We start from the raw sequence: 16747 nt of genomic DNA, 5'->3' as shown, positions 1-16747 counted from the left end.
AAAATTGCTAAAAAAATTGAAATCTTTCGAGATAAAATAGTACCTAAACTCAAAAATAGGGTTGAGAAAGACTAACATAAGTCATGCCTGAATAAGATTATATTTTATCAACTTTCTTTAAATATTCACCAGAATACTGGATAAATGATTCTAATTCTTCTTTTAATTTATTATCTAACCGACATAATTGTTGAAAATGAGGATTATGTATATCAAAGATACCTTCTCGATTAATAAGCCTGTTCCTTTCAGATAATTCTTCATTCAATTTGGATGTTAATGCTCTTATTGATATTAACTCTTCCAGCATCACAGGATCAAAATCTGCAGTGATGATGTTATAAGCAAAAGTATCCCAAACTCCCATTTTAAGAACCTTAAGATTTACAGGAGAATTTTCTTTAATGTCATTTAAAATGCTTTCAGCACTTTTTTTATTGTCTTCTACCGTCAGTTTTAATGCTATAACTATCCTTTTTATTTGTCTTTGTTCTTTCTCCAGCCCTATTTTATGATTTAAATAAAGACCAATAATGGCCACAATTATTGAACCAAGCAGTATATAGATAGAAGCAAAAACACCTGAAATCCACTGCATCCCCAGCAAAGTGGTTAAAATAAGAATGCAAACAAATACAGCCCCAAAAATCGCCTGAGTAATCTTTCCAATGAAATTAGTAATGACTGAACTCCTTAAAATAATTAAAATCATCCATAAAAATAAAAAGAACACTGCAGTCAATAAAAAAATCAATATATAAACTCCAAGCGTTTTTTCACTGCTAAATAAAAAACTCAAAATGAGCAGTAATATAAATACTAACGATGCTCCTCCAATAGACATTATAACTTTGTTTTCCATTTTGGCTCCCTCAACATGAGTTAATAAACATTATCTTTTAATATTGATAAGACTTTTTAAACATTTTATTTGATTCCCAATATCATATCTGGATTTTAAGTCTAAAAAGGAATATTAATCTTCTAATTAATCTAATAATTAATTTTTATTTTACATTATTGTTATACCAGAAAAATATTGTATTTGAACATAAATAAGTTGAACTTAATATAAGTTGCATATTAACTATTAAAATATAGACTTCAATATGCTAAATGCCATTAAAATTTATAAAATAAGAGTTGAGAATATATTCTATATTTTTTAGAAGCTTTTTGTCTGAATATATATTTACAATACCAACGTAAGCAATATAAATAAATATTTGGCTGATTCTTCATTTTATATTATGAAACAGACGATAAAAAAAGTTATTTTTATGAATTCTGGACTTGATTAAAATAGGATTAACATAACTTAAAAAAACTCAATAAAATAATAGAAAAAAAGAAATTTCTACCTAAACCAGCTGGTCAACCATCCATTCGGGTTTAAATTCCATTATATCTTCATATGACTGGCCGACACCTAAAAACAGGATCGGTTTATTAATCACATAACCAATGGAAAGTGCTGCTCCACCTTTTGCGTCTGCATCTGCTTTGGTGAGGACAATTCCATCCACACCAACCGCTTCGTCAAATTTTGAAGCTTGCTCTACCGCATCATTTCCAGTTAAGGAATCACCAACGTAAATAATAAGATCTGGTTTTACAACACGCTTGATTTTCTTCATCTCATCCATGAGATTCACATTTGTCTGCATTCTACCTGCTGTGTCAATTAAAACTATCTCTTTTCCTTTAGCTTTTGCATGTTCAACTGCATCATATGCAACTGCTGCGGGATCTGCACCTTTTTTGTGCTTTATAATCTTTACACCAATATTTTCAGCATGATGGCTTATTTGTTCAATTGCACCTGCCCTGAAAGTATCTGCAGCTGCAATAACTGGAGTGTATCCATCATTTATGAAATAGGTAGCCACTTTAGCTATAGTGGTTGTTTTACCAGTACCATTTATCCCCACAAACATGATTTTGAGGGGTTCGCCAGATTTTCGTGCTTTATCAGCCATTTCTTTGAGGTCTTTAGTTTCAACCCCTAATATTTCAGAAATAGCTTTTTTAAGGGCATCTCTTGTAAATTCTGCAACGTCGCTTCTTCTTCTGATTTTTCTACCCACTAAATCTTCTTTTACAGAATTAATTATTTTTTCAGCGACTTCCATTGCAACATCACTTTCCATGAGTGACATTTCAAGTTCAAAGAGTATATCATCAATATCTTTTTCAGATATTGTTTTTTTGGTAACAAACGAGAACATTCCTGATTTTTCTTCCGCTACTTCTTCGGGCTCATCATGAGTTTCCGCAGGTTTTTCTTCTACCTTTTCTTCCTTCTTTTCTCTAGAAAAAATTCCGGATAATCTTCCTTTAACTCCAGTTTCAGACTCTTTTTCTTCAACTAGAGGCTCTTCAGTCTCAAGCTCTTTTTTTTCAGCTGAAGGTTCTTCAATTTTTTCCAGTTTCTCGAAGGTTTCAGTAGTTTCTTTGGTTTCCCCTGGAACTTCTTCCTGGCGATTTTCTCCTGCTTCCTCCTCACTCGAGAGTTTATCACTTAGTTTTCCTATTGTGCCGCTAAACTTCTTTTTAAGTGATTCAAACAAAATGTTCACGTCCTTTAAATTACCAGTAATTAAAAAAAGAAAAGTTATTGCCTTTGGGCTTCTTCACTTTCAACTTTTTGAAGTAGTGCTTCAGCTTCAGGACTTTTTCTCATAATGAACTCAGTTAACTTCTGTATATCTCCAGACATTTTGTCCACTAACTGTTCCAGCTCTTTCCGCTGGGAAGATATACTTTCTTTGGCTTCATCTATATTTTTCTTTGCAGCAGCGCCTGCTCCAAGTCCCATTATAACCTGATCAGTATTTTTAATTTCTGCAATAAGAAAAGAACCTGCACCTACTGGTACAAATGTTTCTGTACCTTCTTTTCCTTTAACAGCTTCTAAAGTTTCTTCAGCTGATATTAATTCAGCTATAGAAGCATTGACTGATTCAATTTGCTGTTTTAAAACGTCCAGTTGGCTCTGGTACATGTTAATTTCATTTACCATCTGTTCGAGCCTTTGTCTGTCTTCCATGAGATCACCCTAAGGCTTTAATCATTGGATCCTGGACGTCATCTTTTGAGATTTCTTTGATGTCTTCTATGACTATTTTGTTTCTGTTTATTCCGTGTTTGCTTCCAAACTCTGAATAAATTTTTTCGTGTATATCTTCTTCACTTATAGCTTTCAATTCCTTTGTAAAAGGTTGAAAGGCGTTTCCCATCATAAATTTACCTTGAATTCTAAATATTTTTGTTCTCATTCATATCCCTCAAGAAAACCTAATGCTTCTTCAATTCTTGCAAGTTCAGGACCTGTAGTGTTCAATCCTACAATCACACCGTTAGAATTTGCAACTGCACATGCTCCAACAAGCATTACACCCTTATTCACTGTTCCAACATCTGCAGGAACCTTCATTATACCTTCTGCAAAGGCAAGTTCTTCTTCAGTTGCAGAGGGATGTGCCAGTATTCCTTTATTTGTCGCAGTAGCAACAGATCCTGTAATTTTATAGTTAGCTATACTTCCTCGTTCGACTTCAACGTCTAAAACGTCACTAATTATTTTTAATGATTCATCAGAAAGCAGTGGATTAGCAATAGCTCCAAAATCATTTGCAAGTATGATATTACCTACTGCAGTGAACTTATCAGCAATTCGCTCTACTTCCACTCCAGATTCTTTAATGGCTTTTATCTCGCTGTCAAGAGCATATGGTGTTACTATGAATCCATTTGAATTCCCAACAGCCAGTGCTCCGGCAAGGTTACTTCCACCAATTGGAGTTTTAACTACAGGAACTCCTAAAGTATCCTCTACAAGAGTTTCCAGTGCTTCTGATAAATTAGAGGGAACTATTGCAATTTTATCGGTTGTAGAAATCGCAACACCAAGATTGGGGTTCCCATTCAAATTAGCTCTTCTTATCATCACGTTCACCTATTCAACTAAGGTGACTGCAACTGAACCATCTTCTTCCTGTACAGCTTTTACTTTGATTTTAGGAGGTATTTTTTGAATTCCTCTTTCCCATATTTTTTCATTAACAGATGCATCTATTTTGATGTCGTCTGTCTTCATATGTTTTCCTATGAATTCTTTCACGTAACGTACTGCTCTTGGGGACCTGATAGTCCTTGGAACATTTTTTACTTTTCTTAATGGTATAACATAGACTCTTTCCATGTGAAAATCCCCTTAAACTTTTAAGCTACTTCTTCTCCAATGTCTTCTCATTTTTGGATGAGACATTACTTTTCTATTGGTTTTAATCCGTACCCATACTGGGACAGTTCGGCTCTGCTTGTTAGCTTTAGCAAGCCTTAATTTTTTAGCTAATGGCCTATTTCTACTCATTTTTTCACCACATTAATATTGATTTGTGTTAAATTTTATTTTTCCAGCCCACAACTCGAGATTGGATATGACTTGGAAATATCTTGCTAGATGCGTTTTCGCCTTCAATTTCATTTATGAGGTATCTAATTTCAATCTCATAATCGGAATTGTTTTCCATACTGGTCTGTTCCTTTTTGACTTCAAAAAGCACATCTGAGAGATTATTGATGGTCTTGTGACCAAATCCACGGAGGGTTATATATTCAACGTTCTGTCTGCCTTCAAGACTGTTGATCTCGTTTCCTTTAAGTTTAGGGATTCTGTCATCCCTTCTTGTACCATCTGCAACCACGTTATAATCACGTGAAACAAGGTCTAATGCTTCTTTATGAATATAATTTATTCCATTATTTGGAAATCCATCATTAATGATAATATCAGTTGCATTTTCCAGTATCTTTTTATCGGCTTTAAAAACACGGTGTTTAAAACCAAGCGCAGATGCTGATTTTGCTGCAGGTTTAAAGGAATCGAATATTCCAAAATTTATGGTTACAAGTTCAACCTCATATCCCAATTTTGTAAGGATTACAGCAATAAGCGAACTATCTTTTCCTCCGCTGTAGAGAACACACGCTTTCATTTTCTTGTTATGTTAATCTCTCTTTTTTGACCAACAAGATTGGTCAGGAGATGTTTGAGCTGATCATCAGTTATTTTAGATTTGACTCGCCCCATTTGAGCAAGCTGAATAAGTTGAAGTTCTATTTGTTCAACGAGTTCCGGTTTAGTGAGTCTCAAATTCGCAAGTCTGCCCCTGGCTTCAGGAGTTAATATCTGCATCATAGCCTGCTTTTTTTGAGCTTCCATCTCTTGGCGGGCTTGTTCTTGTTGTTGGGATGATGCTTGCTGCGATGCAGCTTGCTGCTGTAACTCTTGCATCCTTTTACGTCGTAGTTCTTCAATATCGCTCAAAATTCGACCTCCAATATTATCTTAAATTTAATGACAACCTTACTTAATATTTAGCAAGTTCAGGAATATCTTTTTTAACGATGTTTGATGCTTTGTCAATGAAGGATTTTCCTTCAGGAGTTATGATTCTTCCTTCTTTTATTTTGGCAATGAATCCAGCATCTTCAAGTTGATGTAAAGCTGTTCTTATTATGGAACCGCTGCCTTTCCTGAATTTTTCTGGTTCGCATCCTCTATCTTTTTTTCCACCATAATAGGATCTTAAACTGTTCAGTCCAACAGGGCCATCAATGTACACCTTTCTTAAGATTGATGCACATCTTGTGTACCACCAGTCTGCATCTTCAGGCCTCCTTTCTTTGTGAACTCCGGTTTTAACAAATTTCGCCCATTCTGGCGCGTTTATACTTTTATTTTCATTTAAATCCTTTGCAATTGCACTTATAAGCAAATCTGCAGGAACATCATAAACTGTAGTCATATTTAGCCTCCTAATTTACCTGTTTTTTTTATAAATTACAGCAACGTTACCTCTTAAATCAACAAGTTTAGACTTTGATTTTTCGGTTATCTCAGTTATATAATTTTGTTTTTCTGAGGATATACTTTTTGAAAATTTCACTTTAATTACTTCGTGAGCTTTAAGCTGTCTTTTTATTTCATCTATAACATTTTCATTTATTCCAGATTTTCCAATATTTAGTGTGAATGTTGAAAGTGATCTATTCATTAATTCCTTCTTTGATAATGTGGGACTCAACTCTTCTCCTCCTCCTTTTATCTTTCTGCTCTCTTATATATGGAAGGGTTACTACATTTCCACATTCAAGGCATTTTATAATAACACATGAATTCTTCAACCGGATTTGACAATTTTCTCCAGGTTTCAGGAATTTATAACATTTTTTACAGAATCTTCTCTTCCAGATTCGTGGCATTCTTATATTATATTTTGTTGCAATGTTTCTTGCCATTTCTACATAGCGATCTGACCGGTGTGGATGAGTACTGTACGATTCTTCTGCAAGTTTAAACAGGATATCTATTCTTTCTTCTGCTATTTTCAGCATCCATCTTGGTCTTCTTCCCCTTCTCAAAGTCTAGCCTCTAATGAGTCATTAGTTAATGTTAGAATATAGAAATGGATCTTAAGTTCTTGTGTAGGGGTTGAATTGCTGAATCAATAATTAACATAGTGATTTACAATTGAATCTGCATTATCCGTAATCCTAATACAACATATAATCTACTTAAGAATAATATTATAATTTATCTGGTATTCTATTTAAAAAGCTTTTCCCTCTACTACAAAACTTTCAAACCTAAATGAAATTTGCAAAAAGGTGAATCAAAATATGGAATATCAAAAATGATTGATTAAAATCATAGGATTGAAATTAACTATTTGATACACCCATCAAATTGAAATTATTTTAAATATTCCAGAAAATCCACATTTCCTACAGGAAAACTTTTATCGCCACTTATAACATCGATTATCAAATCTGCGACCTGGTCAGGACGAATATCACTTGTATCTATTTCATGGACTTTATCGCCGTGAATTTCGAATGCTTCGTAGGAACATATATCGATAGCTTCAGCTTCAATATTTTCACGTATTTTAGCTTCTTTCCATCCTTTAATCTTCATACGGTCACGCAAAACATCAGGATTCGCCCTTAAGACAATTACAATATCGGAGTTTTCAAAAAGATGTGAAAGATGCCCTTCAACAATCACATGCTTGTCATGATCATCTATATTCTTAATTATCTTGGCCATCTCATTAAATAGAGCATCCAGGTCTACTATTTTGTATCCCCTCTCTTCATCAATTCCAGTATAAAGATGTTTTTCATCAACGAGTTCATTGATGTTAACAATGCATGCATCTATTTTTTCTACAAGTATCGATGACACAGTAGTTTTTCCAACACCAGGCGTTCCTGTAATAAGGATTATCATTTTTTTCATTTATTTTAATTTTTCAATTAATATTTCAGCTATTCTTTCTCCTGAAAGGAGCATTCCACCAAATATTGGGCCCATTCTTGGAGATCCGTAGACGGCATTTGCTGCCATTCCTGTGACATACAAACCCGGATATGCCTCTTTGGTGTTATCCATAAGAGCTTTTTCTCCAACTTCTGCCCACATTGGTTTTTCACCCATGATGGTACCTGTTTCAGTGTTGAGTTTTGGTCCTACTTTTTTCTCTACAACTTTTACAACTTCACAGTCGTGTCCAGTTGCATCGATTACTGCTTTAGTTCTTATGGTAAGCGGATCAACGTGTAATCTTCCCATTTCAACTGCACTCCAGTTCAAGACAAGACCCGCAACGTCTTTACTTTCTTTCATCATTACATCTTCAATGCTTATTAAATTAAAGATTTTAAGACCTGCTTGTGTTGCTTTAGAACACAATGTTGACACACATTCCACTGAATCAGCAACATAATAATCATCATCATATTTTTGGGAGCCGATGCCAAATTCATCCAGAATTCTTTTACTTTCTTCCTGGACAACTATCTTATTGAACATCATACCGCCGCCCCACATTCCGCCGCCGATGCTTAGTTTTCTCTCAAATAATGCAACTTTAAAGTCTGCTTTTGCAAGGTAATATCCAGCTACAAGTCCTGATGGGCCTCCACCAACTATTGCAACGTCAATATCTGTGTAATCTATGAAATCTTCCATGAAACTTTCAATTATCGCCCGGGATATTTTTACGTCATCTAATTCCATTTTTTTTCACCACTGTTATCTAATTATTTGAGCTTTATTTCTTTTTAACAATTATCCTTAAAACATCACCATCATTCATCACATGATCCAGTCCAACTTTTTGACCTTCAAATTTTACTGATGATCCCCAGACTTTTGCATGCCTGAAATTCCTGACAAATTCACGGTGAAGTTTACCTGCCACGTCTTTCACTGTAGAACCTTTCCTCACAATAAGTGGTTCTTCATAATCTGCTTTTCTGCCTTGAGGTTTTAAATAAATACGGATAAGAGCTAACTTATTAAAAATTTCTCTTTTAAGTTCTTCAACATTAATTTGCTTGTTTGCAGATATAAATATTGCATCCGGCATCTGCGACTTAACTTCATTAAAATAATCTTCATCAATTAAATCTATCTTATTTACAACTTCTAACATTGGGATATAACGGCAGCTTACATCCATACTATCGATAAACTGGTCTACAGTTACATCATCCCTTATAAGGACATCCGCACTGTGAATTCCATACTCATTCAGCACCGATCTTATGGTTTTTTCATCTATGTGTGTAAGTTTAACAGTAGAAGAAACTGTCAGCCCTCCCATTTTCTTTGGTTTTACAGTGACATCCGATCGGGTTTCATTAGGCCTTATCCCTATATTTCTAAGTTCATCGGATATAACAGCTATATGCTGGGGGTTAAAAACATCGAGTATTATAAGTATCAGATCAGCGTTTCTTGCAACTGAAAGAATTTCCCTTCCACGCCCTTTTCCTTTAGAAGCACCTGTTATTATTCCAGGAATATCAAATATCTGAATTTTAGCGCCTTCATACTCCATAACGCCTGGAACTATTTCTAATGTTGTAAATTCATATGCTCCAATTTTAGATTCAGCATTTGTAATATCGTTTAAAATGGTTGATTTTCCAACCGATGGGAATCCTACCAGTACCACTGTCGCGTCTCCACTTTTTTTCACATGGAAACCTGACCCTTTGGTTCCTTTACTGCTTCTCTTTATAGATTCCTCCTTAAGCTGAGATAATTTAGCTTTAAGCTTACCTATATGATGTGAAGTCGCCTTATTATACGGCGTTTTCTTAATTTCATCCTCAATCTGTTTAATTCTATCTTCAAGAGCCATAATTCTCACATAAAATTAGTTCAAGTTATAAAAATCATTATAAATACATAAAATACTTATTTACATATAATACTGCAAATATGACACATTTCATAAAATGACAGTTCATTAAACGTTAACTATTAAATAGAATTACTATTAATAATTACTGTTAGCGTTTTCATTCTTAAAAATGTTTTTAATCATTTCATTTAAAATTACAGTTCCTTAAACATCATTTAATTAAATATAGTTACTATTAGCTCTTTCATACTTAAAAATGTTTTCAGTTCCAGATCATATTATCACCATAGAAAGTAATAATAATTAGTTGAAACTTAATATCAAGTGTCAGTTTGGGTAAAATATTTTTATATGAGTTAATTAGGTGATATGATGGATGTTAAAGAAATTATGATAGAGGGAGTAGAGACCATAGATGAAGATGAAAATCTAGAAATTGCTTTAAAAAAATCTACAGAGGAAGGCGAAGGTGGAAGCCTTATAGTAGAACATGATGGTGAAGTAGTGGGAATAATTACAACATGGGATGTTTTGGAAGAAATTGGTAATGACCGCAATTTAAAGGATATTAAAGTTCAAGATGCAATGGAAACACACCTCGTAACAATTCATACCGATGATACAATAGAGCATGCTGCCAAAGAAATGGTAGACCATGGTATCTGGAGATTACCAGTAGAAGAAGCTGGTCAAATCGTAGGTATTGTTAGCGCAACTGATATTCTTGTAAATAGAATACGAAAAATCATGTAAATCCTAATTTAACCAATAACTATCTATAAAAGTTCAAATTTCCTAATATAAATTAATAAAAGGAATTAGATCCACATGATCTAATTCACGTTCCAAACTACATATCCCCCTACAGAATGTGCAAATTTGAATCTACTTAAACCTGCGCCATTTTCAAAGTACAACCGTGTAAACATGGAACTTTCAAGTTCCCTGTTCATAGCCACAGCCAGGCAACTGTTATTGTCCATCGCTAAAAGTATACTTATTTGGCTCTGATTAGAAACAATTTGATTCATTACTATTTGATTATTTTTAATTACAATCAGCTTATGAGGTGCCATTATTTGAGTTTGATTATTCTGAGTGTAGGCCAATCCCGCAGTTATCTGAGTTCCATTTATCTGCGCAACAATACCATTTTGCGCATGAATCGCTACAGTACCATCTAATGAACTGACAGATGCCTGCTGTGCAGAATAACCATAACCCTGTCCAGTTCCATTTTGGAAATTCCAATTTCCAAATTCTGACCACACACCTGCCTTAATAATCATATCTGCACTTAATATAAGTTTGTATGGAGCAGGATTGATAGGATGTGTATACTGTAACACATCTTGAGCCTGAACAGGAGTTAAATTGTAACCTTTTGTGAGTATAGTTTGGGCTGCCTGCCTATCAACTGGTAAAATTTTGTTCAATATTTCAACACTTTTACCAGTATCATGCGTATAATTTTCAAGGGTTGAAATACCCTCCTCACCGCTTGAAGTCAGCATCCTAAGTATTCCGGCAGATAGGTTTTCGTTGCTTGTTAACAGAGACCTTCCAACCCAGTAGGCACGAGGTGTATTTTGAGACCCGCCGTCAAATGTGACAGGCCTGTCCCCTACTGCAGTGAAAAAATGGCCAAAATCCCACCATGAAGTTAAAACCGTATTTGGGGGCGTGTTATCTTTAATCCATGTCAATAATTCATACATTGAATCATCTGCACTTGGAACTATTTGATTTGAAAATGTATATGCTGTTGCTGCAGGTGAATATGCCACCACTGCAATTACAAATAAAATGGCCAGTGCAGAGTATCTGGCATCTTTTATGTATTTTTTGAAGTAAGGTACAAGTAAACCTATTAAAATTCCTGCACCTAATACTACTGGGACTGAAAAGTTTTCAATAAATCTTTGACCTTTGGTTAGGAGGTAACCTAATCCCAAAAGCCATATTGTAAATAAAATTACGTATAAAAGGTAATTTTTTTTATCTTCTGTTATATGAGGATCCTCTACAGTATTCCTTTTTTCTTCAGCAACTTTTGCTCTCTTTTTAGACTTTCTTCTAGGTTTACTCTTCCTTTTTGGTGCTTTTAATTCTTTTGTATGAGTATTCTGACTTAGTTTCAATAAAAGGAAAGGAATAAGCATAATGCCCAGCATAAATGGTAATATTCCACCTACCCCATCTACAACATTCCAGAATCCCGGAGTTAACATTTCTCTAACTGATAAATATACATTGGGATACGATGTTCCTTGAACTGAACTCTGTAATTGAGTAGCTTGAGAAATACTGGAAATAATACCTGTAAACTCCGAGAATCCCATGATGATACCTACTAAAAGAAATCCGGTAACCGCAAATACTACAAGTGAAAAGAGTACTGGCTGATCCAGAAACCATTTGAACTTATTAGGATACCCTTTAGATGGTTTAACTGTCTCCATTTTGAGAACATAATTTGAAATTAAAAGATATATAATTCCAGTACTTATCACAAGGTAAAACATATACCACCATTCTTGCCATGCCATTGAGTAAACAAGTACTGAAATAGCAGATAACATTATATAAATCGATCTGGTCCTGATATTCTTTGTAAACGCGCCTACAATAAAAAATCCGACAATCAGAATCGGGAATAGTACGGCAAACATGTCAGTGTCAAAAAATCCTGCAAATGTGTGGGAGAAATACCATGGCGCTAGACCAGCTAAAATTCCTGCAGTTATCCCTCCATAATCATTGGTAAGCCTCTTCACAAATAAATACGCAGGAATAACAGCCAGTGAAGCTACAAACGGAGCCAACCATACGGCAATTCCATTTAAGGGCACATTTGAAAAGGAATTTACCAGCTTATATGCAAACGCAGTGATATAAATAATAAGCGGGGGGTACTCTGCGGATCTACCTGACGGATAATAAGAATGTAAATCCCATGAAGTGCCGTTTATTATTGTATCTCCAAGATAGCCATGGTTAAGATAATCCTGAGTCAATCGGTAGTTGTAGTAAGAATCCATTTCACTGAAGTATGGAAAACCGTTTTGATCTTCAAAATATGATTTATAATCATGAGGTACTCCAGATATAGATACTGTTTCCATTCTAAGTAGAAATACAATTGAAAATAATAGAAGTATAATTAGTAATGGTTTAAGCTTGAATAAAGTTTCTTTTATATTCATATGAATCCTCTAATTACTATGAGTGAATTTTATTATACTCAGTTTAGTTAGAGGTGTTTAAAAAGGTATAGATACTACGGCTTTTGTACTTTCTAAAACTTATTCCTATTTATAAAGGCATCAAAGGATTAAAAGAATAAAATATAACAAAAAAGGTTATTAAAAATAGTTTATAATAAAATAAAGATCTATAAAATCTATTTGAAAAAATCAATGTAAAAAATGGAAAATAAACTAAATAATTTAATTATTTAGCTTCCTGTTCTTCTACAGATTTTGTAAATCTGCATTTTGGGAACCCACTGCAGCCTATAAATTCACCATAACGACCCATTCGCTTAATCAGCTGTTCACCACACTGTGGACAAACACCGACAACTTCATTTGTTGATTCTTTACCATTTCTACCGCATTTTGGGTCCAAACATGCTCTTTGGCGCGGTTTTCCAAATGATATCATTGGAAGCCCGCATTTTTCACATTTGGTTTTAAGTACATTAGTACCTCTAGGTATAGGGTAAGTTACCTTACATTTTGGATAAGCAGAACACCCTACAAATGTACCTTTGGTCCTGTAAGAATATTTCATAACAAGGTTACCGCCGCATTTACATTGACCTACAATTCTGCTTTCCTGGTAAGCCTCATACAGTTTCTCACCAATCTTAGATTTATTTTTATCAATATCGTCGAGAATAGATGAAAGTTCGACTTTGGCTTCGTCTATAACTCTGTCTTTGGTAATTTTATCGGCCATTATCTCTTCAAGTTCTGTTTCGAACTTTCTTGTAAGCTCCTCACTTGTTATATCTTCAGAATACTCTTTCAATGTATCTATAAGGTGTTCACCAAGTTCATTAACCTGTATCTTCTGACCTTCAATGTATTTTCTATCATAGAGAATAGATATTATATTTGCCCTGGTTGATTTAGTACCTAGGCCTCTTTTCTCGAGTTCACGTATTAAAGAAGCTTGATTGTATCTTGCAGGTGGTTTTGTTTCCTTTTCTTCACATAAAATTTCATTAACCTTTAATGTATCCCCTTTCTTAATGTCAGGGAATTTTTCATCTTCAATTTTCCTGAAGGGATAATGTTCAAGCCATCCCATTTTTGCCATTCTTTTCCTGCTGAATGAAAATTCCTGCGAATTAATATTTAATTTCGTTTTCATGGATTCTTGAAGTGCATCTTCTCCAAATACTGATATAAACCGGTAAACTATAAGTTCATAGAGCTTCTGCTCATTTGTATCCAGCCCAGTAGGTAACGTACCTGTTGGGTGAATAGCAGGGTGTGCTTCATCTGTTTTTTTACCTTCATTTGGTTTTAAAGGTTTTTTGAGTGCATCTACATGCTTTTTGAACTCTGCATTTTTACTCAATTGTTTAAGTATCTTGTCGTATCCTATACTTTTTGGGAGTTTCTGTGAAGAAGTACGAGGATAAGAAGTGTAACCTTCGGTATAAAGGTTTTGAGCAATTTGCTGGGTCCTTTTAGGGCTGAATCCGAATACACCATAAGCTTCTGACTGGAGACTTCCCAGATCGAAAGGAACTGGAGGTGTTCTTTTGTTTTCCCTTAAAGTAACATCTGTTACAAGTGCATCTGCATTCCCACAGTCAGCTAAGATGCCGTCTGCTTCTTTCCTTTCAAATATTTTCCCTGCTTTATGATCAGCAATTATATCATCTTCAAGAGCAGCTTTTATAAGCCAGTAAGGAATTGGTTTGAAGTTTTTAATCTCTTTTTCACGTGCAACCAGTATAGAAAGTGTTGGAGTTTGGACTCTACCTGCAGAAAGCTGAACATACCTGGATGTAGCTTCCCTTACAGAATCAGTGAGATATTTGGATATATTAACCCCAAATAAAAAATCAAGTACGTGCCTTGCAATACCACTATCAACCTGATGAAAATCGATAGGGATTGGGTTTTCATAAGCTTTAACTATGTCTTCTTTGGTAAGGGTTGAAAATTTCATCCTTGTAGCTTTATCTATGCTGTCTTCACCACATGCATACTTCAATGCATTATATCCGATTACAGTTCCTTCTATATCGTAATCGCAAGCATGAACAAATTTATCAGCGCCTTTTGCAAGCTTTTTTATGGCATCCACATAATTTTTAACATATTTTTTCTGTTTATCTTTATCATAAAGTGGAACCCAATCTATATCAAAAATTTTGTCCTGTCTTGAATTTGTAGGTGAAAGAGAGTATAAATGTCCTACCGCAGATAATACGGTTGTTTTTTTCCCATTTTCTTCAAATTCATAGTACGGAACCTTCTTATAGCTATTTTTAATTGTATTTCTAGAAAGCGCATTAGCTATTTTCTCAGATGATTTTGGCTTTTCACAAATTATGACTTCATGCATGATATCACTCAAAATAGTACTCAAATAACATTTTATATTATATGTATTATTATATCATATTGATTTAATTATTATTAATACTAAGATAAATATATGTAATAATCATCTTATTTAAGTCTATGATCTATTAATATAGTAACCTTCGTATATTTAAAGACATATACAATTTATTCAATTATGAAATTTTTATATTTCAAGTCATGTAAAATAGTTAAATACTTCTTATTCAAGATTTAAATGATATACATCAAGTAAATTATATTTAAATTCATGAAATAATTAACCCCTGAGTTTCAAGCAGTGTACTCACAATCTTTTTCTACTACATATTGATATTATTAGATACAAAGGAGATTAAAATGTTAATTGGCGTTATATCCGATACTCACATTCCAGAGAGAGCTTCAAAGATACCTGAAAAAGTTTTTGATATATTTAAAGATGTGGATATGATCCTGCATGCAGGAGATATGGTATCTTACGATGTAATGGAAGAACTTGAAAAAATAGCTCCAACTAAATGTTCTCAAGGGAATATGGACCGGGCTTGCGGTATTAAACTTCCAAAAAGTGTTGTTTTTGAGGTTGAAGGCATAAAAATTGGGCTCAACCATGGTCAAGTCTATCCAAGAGGAGATACCCAACAGTTAAAATATATTGCAATGGAACTTGGAGTTGAAATTCTTATTACAGGCCATACTCACTGGTCATTTATAACTGAATTAGAAGATGTGCTTCTTTTAAATCCAGGCAGTCCTACTGTTCCGAGGTTATCAGACCCATCAGTTATGCTTCTAAAAATTGAAAATAAAAAAGTTGATGTAGAAATAATTAAAATTGGAAAACCTGTATGTAAGGCCCTTAATTTCCAGAAACCAGAATAAAATCAGTTTTATTAGATCTAACAATATAAAATAATATTAAAGGAGTTTAAAATGAGTGAAAAATGGAAAATTGAAAGTAAATGTGAACATTACTATAAAATGGCAAAAAAGGAAAAATACCGATCCAGAGCATCATACAAATTAATACAGCTCAATAAAAAATTCAGGATTATTAAACCTCGAGATTACGTGGTAGATTTAGGTGCTGCACCTGGAGGCTGGTCTCAAGTAGCGCTAGATATAGTTGGAGATAACGGAAAAGTTGTTGCTGTGGATCTTCAAAGAATTAGGCCCTTTGAGCATGAAAATTTTATCCAGATTACAGGAGATTTCACAAAAAGTGAAACTGTAGAAAAAATAAAAGATGCGCTTGAATGGAATGCAGATGTGATTTTATCTGATGCTGCACCTAAACTAACTGGAATAAAGGATATTGATCAACTCAAATCTATTGACATCGTGGAAAATGCCTTAAAAATTGCAGATGAAGTCCTTAAAATTGATGGAAGTATGATTATAAAAGTTTTTCAGGGAGAAGGCTTTCAATCACTTCTTAAGGAGGTCAAAAAGAAATTTAAAATAGTTAAAACAACGAAACCTCCGTCTTCAAGGAAGAAAAGTGTTGAAATGTATTTAATAGCCTTGAAAAAATATTAGTTTTTAGATAAGAATTAATTTTTACAGTAAAGGGACATATGATCTAATGAGAAAATACATTCAAACAATAATATGTTTATCGTTACATTACTAACTGATAAAAAATATATTAAAATGTAATTTATTCGATTAAATAACTAAATTTCAAGAATTTAAGGATAATTCAAATAAAATATTGAAATTATACCCAAAGATCATGATCATTGCCCTAAACATATCTTTATTCTTCTTTAAAGATCAAAGAGTGTACTCGTTTTCTACTTGGAATTATATTTTAACCTTTTTATTATTATTACTTTATTGAATTAAATTATTATCATAAATGGATAACAGTAATATTTCTATTTGAAATAAGTATTATCTAAAAGCAGTGCATAAATTATATTAATGAAT

At 33.7% G+C, this 16747-nt stretch carries 20 protein-coding genes; 3 read left to right on the top strand and 17 right to left on the bottom strand.

Features of this window, described 5'->3' with window-relative positions:
• Positions 1 to 97: 97 nt before the first annotated feature.
• From ASJ80_RS00215 to ASJ80_RS00145, 15 genes are all read right to left on the bottom strand, one after another.
• On the bottom strand, positions 98 to 862 hold the full coding sequence (locus ASJ80_RS00215; RefSeq protein WP_069581850.1) for a hypothetical protein: 765 nt from the start codon (positions 860 to 862) through the stop codon (positions 98 to 100).
• A 499-nt stretch (positions 863 to 1361) separates the two neighbouring features.
• Positions 1362 to 2570, bottom strand: a complete 1209-nt coding sequence (gene ftsY / locus ASJ80_RS00210) for a signal recognition particle-docking protein FtsY (RefSeq protein WP_069581856.1) — start codon at positions 2568 to 2570, stop codon at positions 1362 to 1364.
• Positions 2571 to 2614: 44 nt separating this feature from the next.
• Entirely contained in the window at positions 2615 to 3049 is a 435-nt protein-coding gene (gene pfdA / locus ASJ80_RS00205) for a prefoldin subunit alpha (protein ID WP_069581860.1), read from the bottom strand.
• A gap of 4 nt (positions 3050 to 3053) precedes the next feature.
• The gene (gene rpl18a / locus ASJ80_RS00200) at positions 3054 to 3278 is read right to left on the bottom strand and encodes a 50S ribosomal protein L18Ae (protein ID WP_069581863.1); all 225 of its coding nucleotides are present in this window, start codon (positions 3276 to 3278) and stop codon (positions 3054 to 3056) included.
• Positions 3275 to 3949, bottom strand: coding sequence for a translation initiation factor IF-6 (locus tag ASJ80_RS00195; protein WP_069581866.1), 675 nt, complete (start codon positions 3947 to 3949; stop codon positions 3275 to 3277). The genes rpl18a and ASJ80_RS00195 overlap by 4 nt, the downstream gene beginning before the upstream one ends.
• 9 nt (positions 3950 to 3958) lie before the next feature.
• Complete coding sequence (locus tag ASJ80_RS00190; protein ID WP_069581870.1) at positions 3959 to 4204, bottom strand: 50S ribosomal protein L31e; 246 nt, start codon at positions 4202 to 4204, stop codon at positions 3959 to 3961.
• A 12-nt stretch (positions 4205 to 4216) separates the two neighbouring features.
• Positions 4217 to 4375 carry a 50S ribosomal protein L39e gene (locus ASJ80_RS00185; RefSeq protein ID WP_048080993.1) on the bottom strand — a complete coding sequence of 53 codons (159 nt, stop codon included), beginning with the start codon at positions 4373 to 4375 and terminating at the stop codon, positions 4217 to 4219.
• Positions 4376 to 4403: 28 nt separating this feature from the next.
• The gene (locus tag ASJ80_RS00180) at positions 4404 to 5000 is read right to left on the bottom strand and encodes a DUF7411 family protein (protein ID WP_069581872.1); all 597 of its coding nucleotides are present in this window, start codon (positions 4998 to 5000) and stop codon (positions 4404 to 4406) included.
• Complete coding sequence (locus ASJ80_RS00175; protein ID WP_069581875.1) at positions 4997 to 5332, bottom strand: DNA-binding protein; 336 nt, start codon at positions 5330 to 5332, stop codon at positions 4997 to 4999. The genes ASJ80_RS00180 and ASJ80_RS00175 overlap by 4 nt, the downstream gene beginning before the upstream one ends.
• A gap of 43 nt (positions 5333 to 5375) precedes the next feature.
• On the bottom strand, positions 5376 to 5813 hold the full coding sequence (locus tag ASJ80_RS00170) for a 30S ribosomal protein S19e (protein WP_069581881.1): 438 nt from the start codon (positions 5811 to 5813) through the stop codon (positions 5376 to 5378).
• 15 nt (positions 5814 to 5828) lie between these two features.
• Complete coding sequence (locus ASJ80_RS00165) at positions 5829 to 6062, bottom strand: YhbY family RNA-binding protein (RefSeq protein WP_048080997.1); 234 nt, start codon at positions 6060 to 6062, stop codon at positions 5829 to 5831.
• Complete coding sequence (locus tag ASJ80_RS00160; protein ID WP_083240825.1) at positions 6055 to 6429, bottom strand: ribonuclease P protein component 4; 375 nt, start codon at positions 6427 to 6429, stop codon at positions 6055 to 6057. Before ASJ80_RS00160 ends, ASJ80_RS00165 begins: the two co-directional genes overlap by 8 nt.
• Positions 6430 to 6760: 331 nt before the next feature.
• Positions 6761 to 7309 (bottom strand): adenylate kinase family protein, encoded by a 549-nt coding sequence (locus tag ASJ80_RS00155; RefSeq protein WP_245837411.1) that lies wholly within the window; start codon positions 7307 to 7309, stop codon positions 6761 to 6763.
• Positions 7310 to 8089: a sulfide-dependent adenosine diphosphate thiazole synthase gene (locus ASJ80_RS00150; protein ID WP_069581884.1), complete on the bottom strand. Its 780-nt coding sequence runs from the start codon at positions 8087 to 8089 to the stop codon at positions 7310 to 7312.
• Between the two features lie 34 nt (positions 8090 to 8123).
• Positions 8124 to 9221: an OBG GTPase family GTP-binding protein gene (locus tag ASJ80_RS00145; RefSeq protein WP_069581889.1), complete on the bottom strand. Its 1098-nt coding sequence runs from the start codon at positions 9219 to 9221 to the stop codon at positions 8124 to 8126.
• 375 nt (positions 9222 to 9596) lie between these two features.
• Between ASJ80_RS00145 and ASJ80_RS00140 the strand changes: the two genes are divergently transcribed.
• Positions 9597 to 9977 (top strand): CBS domain-containing protein, encoded by a 381-nt coding sequence (locus ASJ80_RS00140; protein WP_069581891.1) that lies wholly within the window; start codon positions 9597 to 9599, stop codon positions 9975 to 9977.
• Positions 9978 to 10057: 80 nt separating this feature from the next.
• Here the strand turns inward: ASJ80_RS00140 and ASJ80_RS00135 are convergent, their stop codons facing one another.
• Both ASJ80_RS00135 and topA read right to left on the bottom strand, forming a co-directional pair.
• A complete protein-coding gene (locus tag ASJ80_RS00135; protein WP_069581893.1) occupies positions 10058 to 12430 on the bottom strand; it encodes an STT3 domain-containing protein in 2373 nt (790 codons plus the stop codon).
• A gap of 247 nt (positions 12431 to 12677) precedes the next feature.
• The gene (gene topA / locus ASJ80_RS00130; protein WP_069581895.1) at positions 12678 to 14813 is read right to left on the bottom strand and encodes a DNA topoisomerase I; all 2136 of its coding nucleotides are present in this window, start codon (positions 14811 to 14813) and stop codon (positions 12678 to 12680) included.
• Positions 14814 to 15172: 359 nt separating this feature from the next.
• Here topA and ASJ80_RS00125 point away from each other — a divergent pair, with 359 nt between their 5' ends.
• Complete coding sequence (locus ASJ80_RS00125; protein ID WP_069581898.1) at positions 15173 to 15697, top strand: metallophosphoesterase; 525 nt, start codon at positions 15173 to 15175, stop codon at positions 15695 to 15697.
• Between the two features lie 51 nt (positions 15698 to 15748).
• Positions 15749 to 16354 carry an RlmE family RNA methyltransferase gene (locus ASJ80_RS00120; protein ID WP_069581900.1) on the top strand — a complete coding sequence of 202 codons (606 nt, stop codon included), beginning with the start codon at positions 15749 to 15751 and terminating at the stop codon, positions 16352 to 16354.
• Positions 16355 to 16747 lie beyond the last annotated feature (393 nt).

Origin of the sequence: Methanobacterium bryantii (genome assembly GCF_002287175.1) — an archaeon.
In the GTDB taxonomy this organism is placed as follows: Archaea; Methanobacteriota; Methanobacteria; order Methanobacteriales; family Methanobacteriaceae; genus Methanobacterium_D; species Methanobacterium_D bryantii.
The sequence above is the reverse complement of the archived record's forward strand: the minus strand, read 5'-3'. Positions and strand labels throughout refer to the sequence as shown.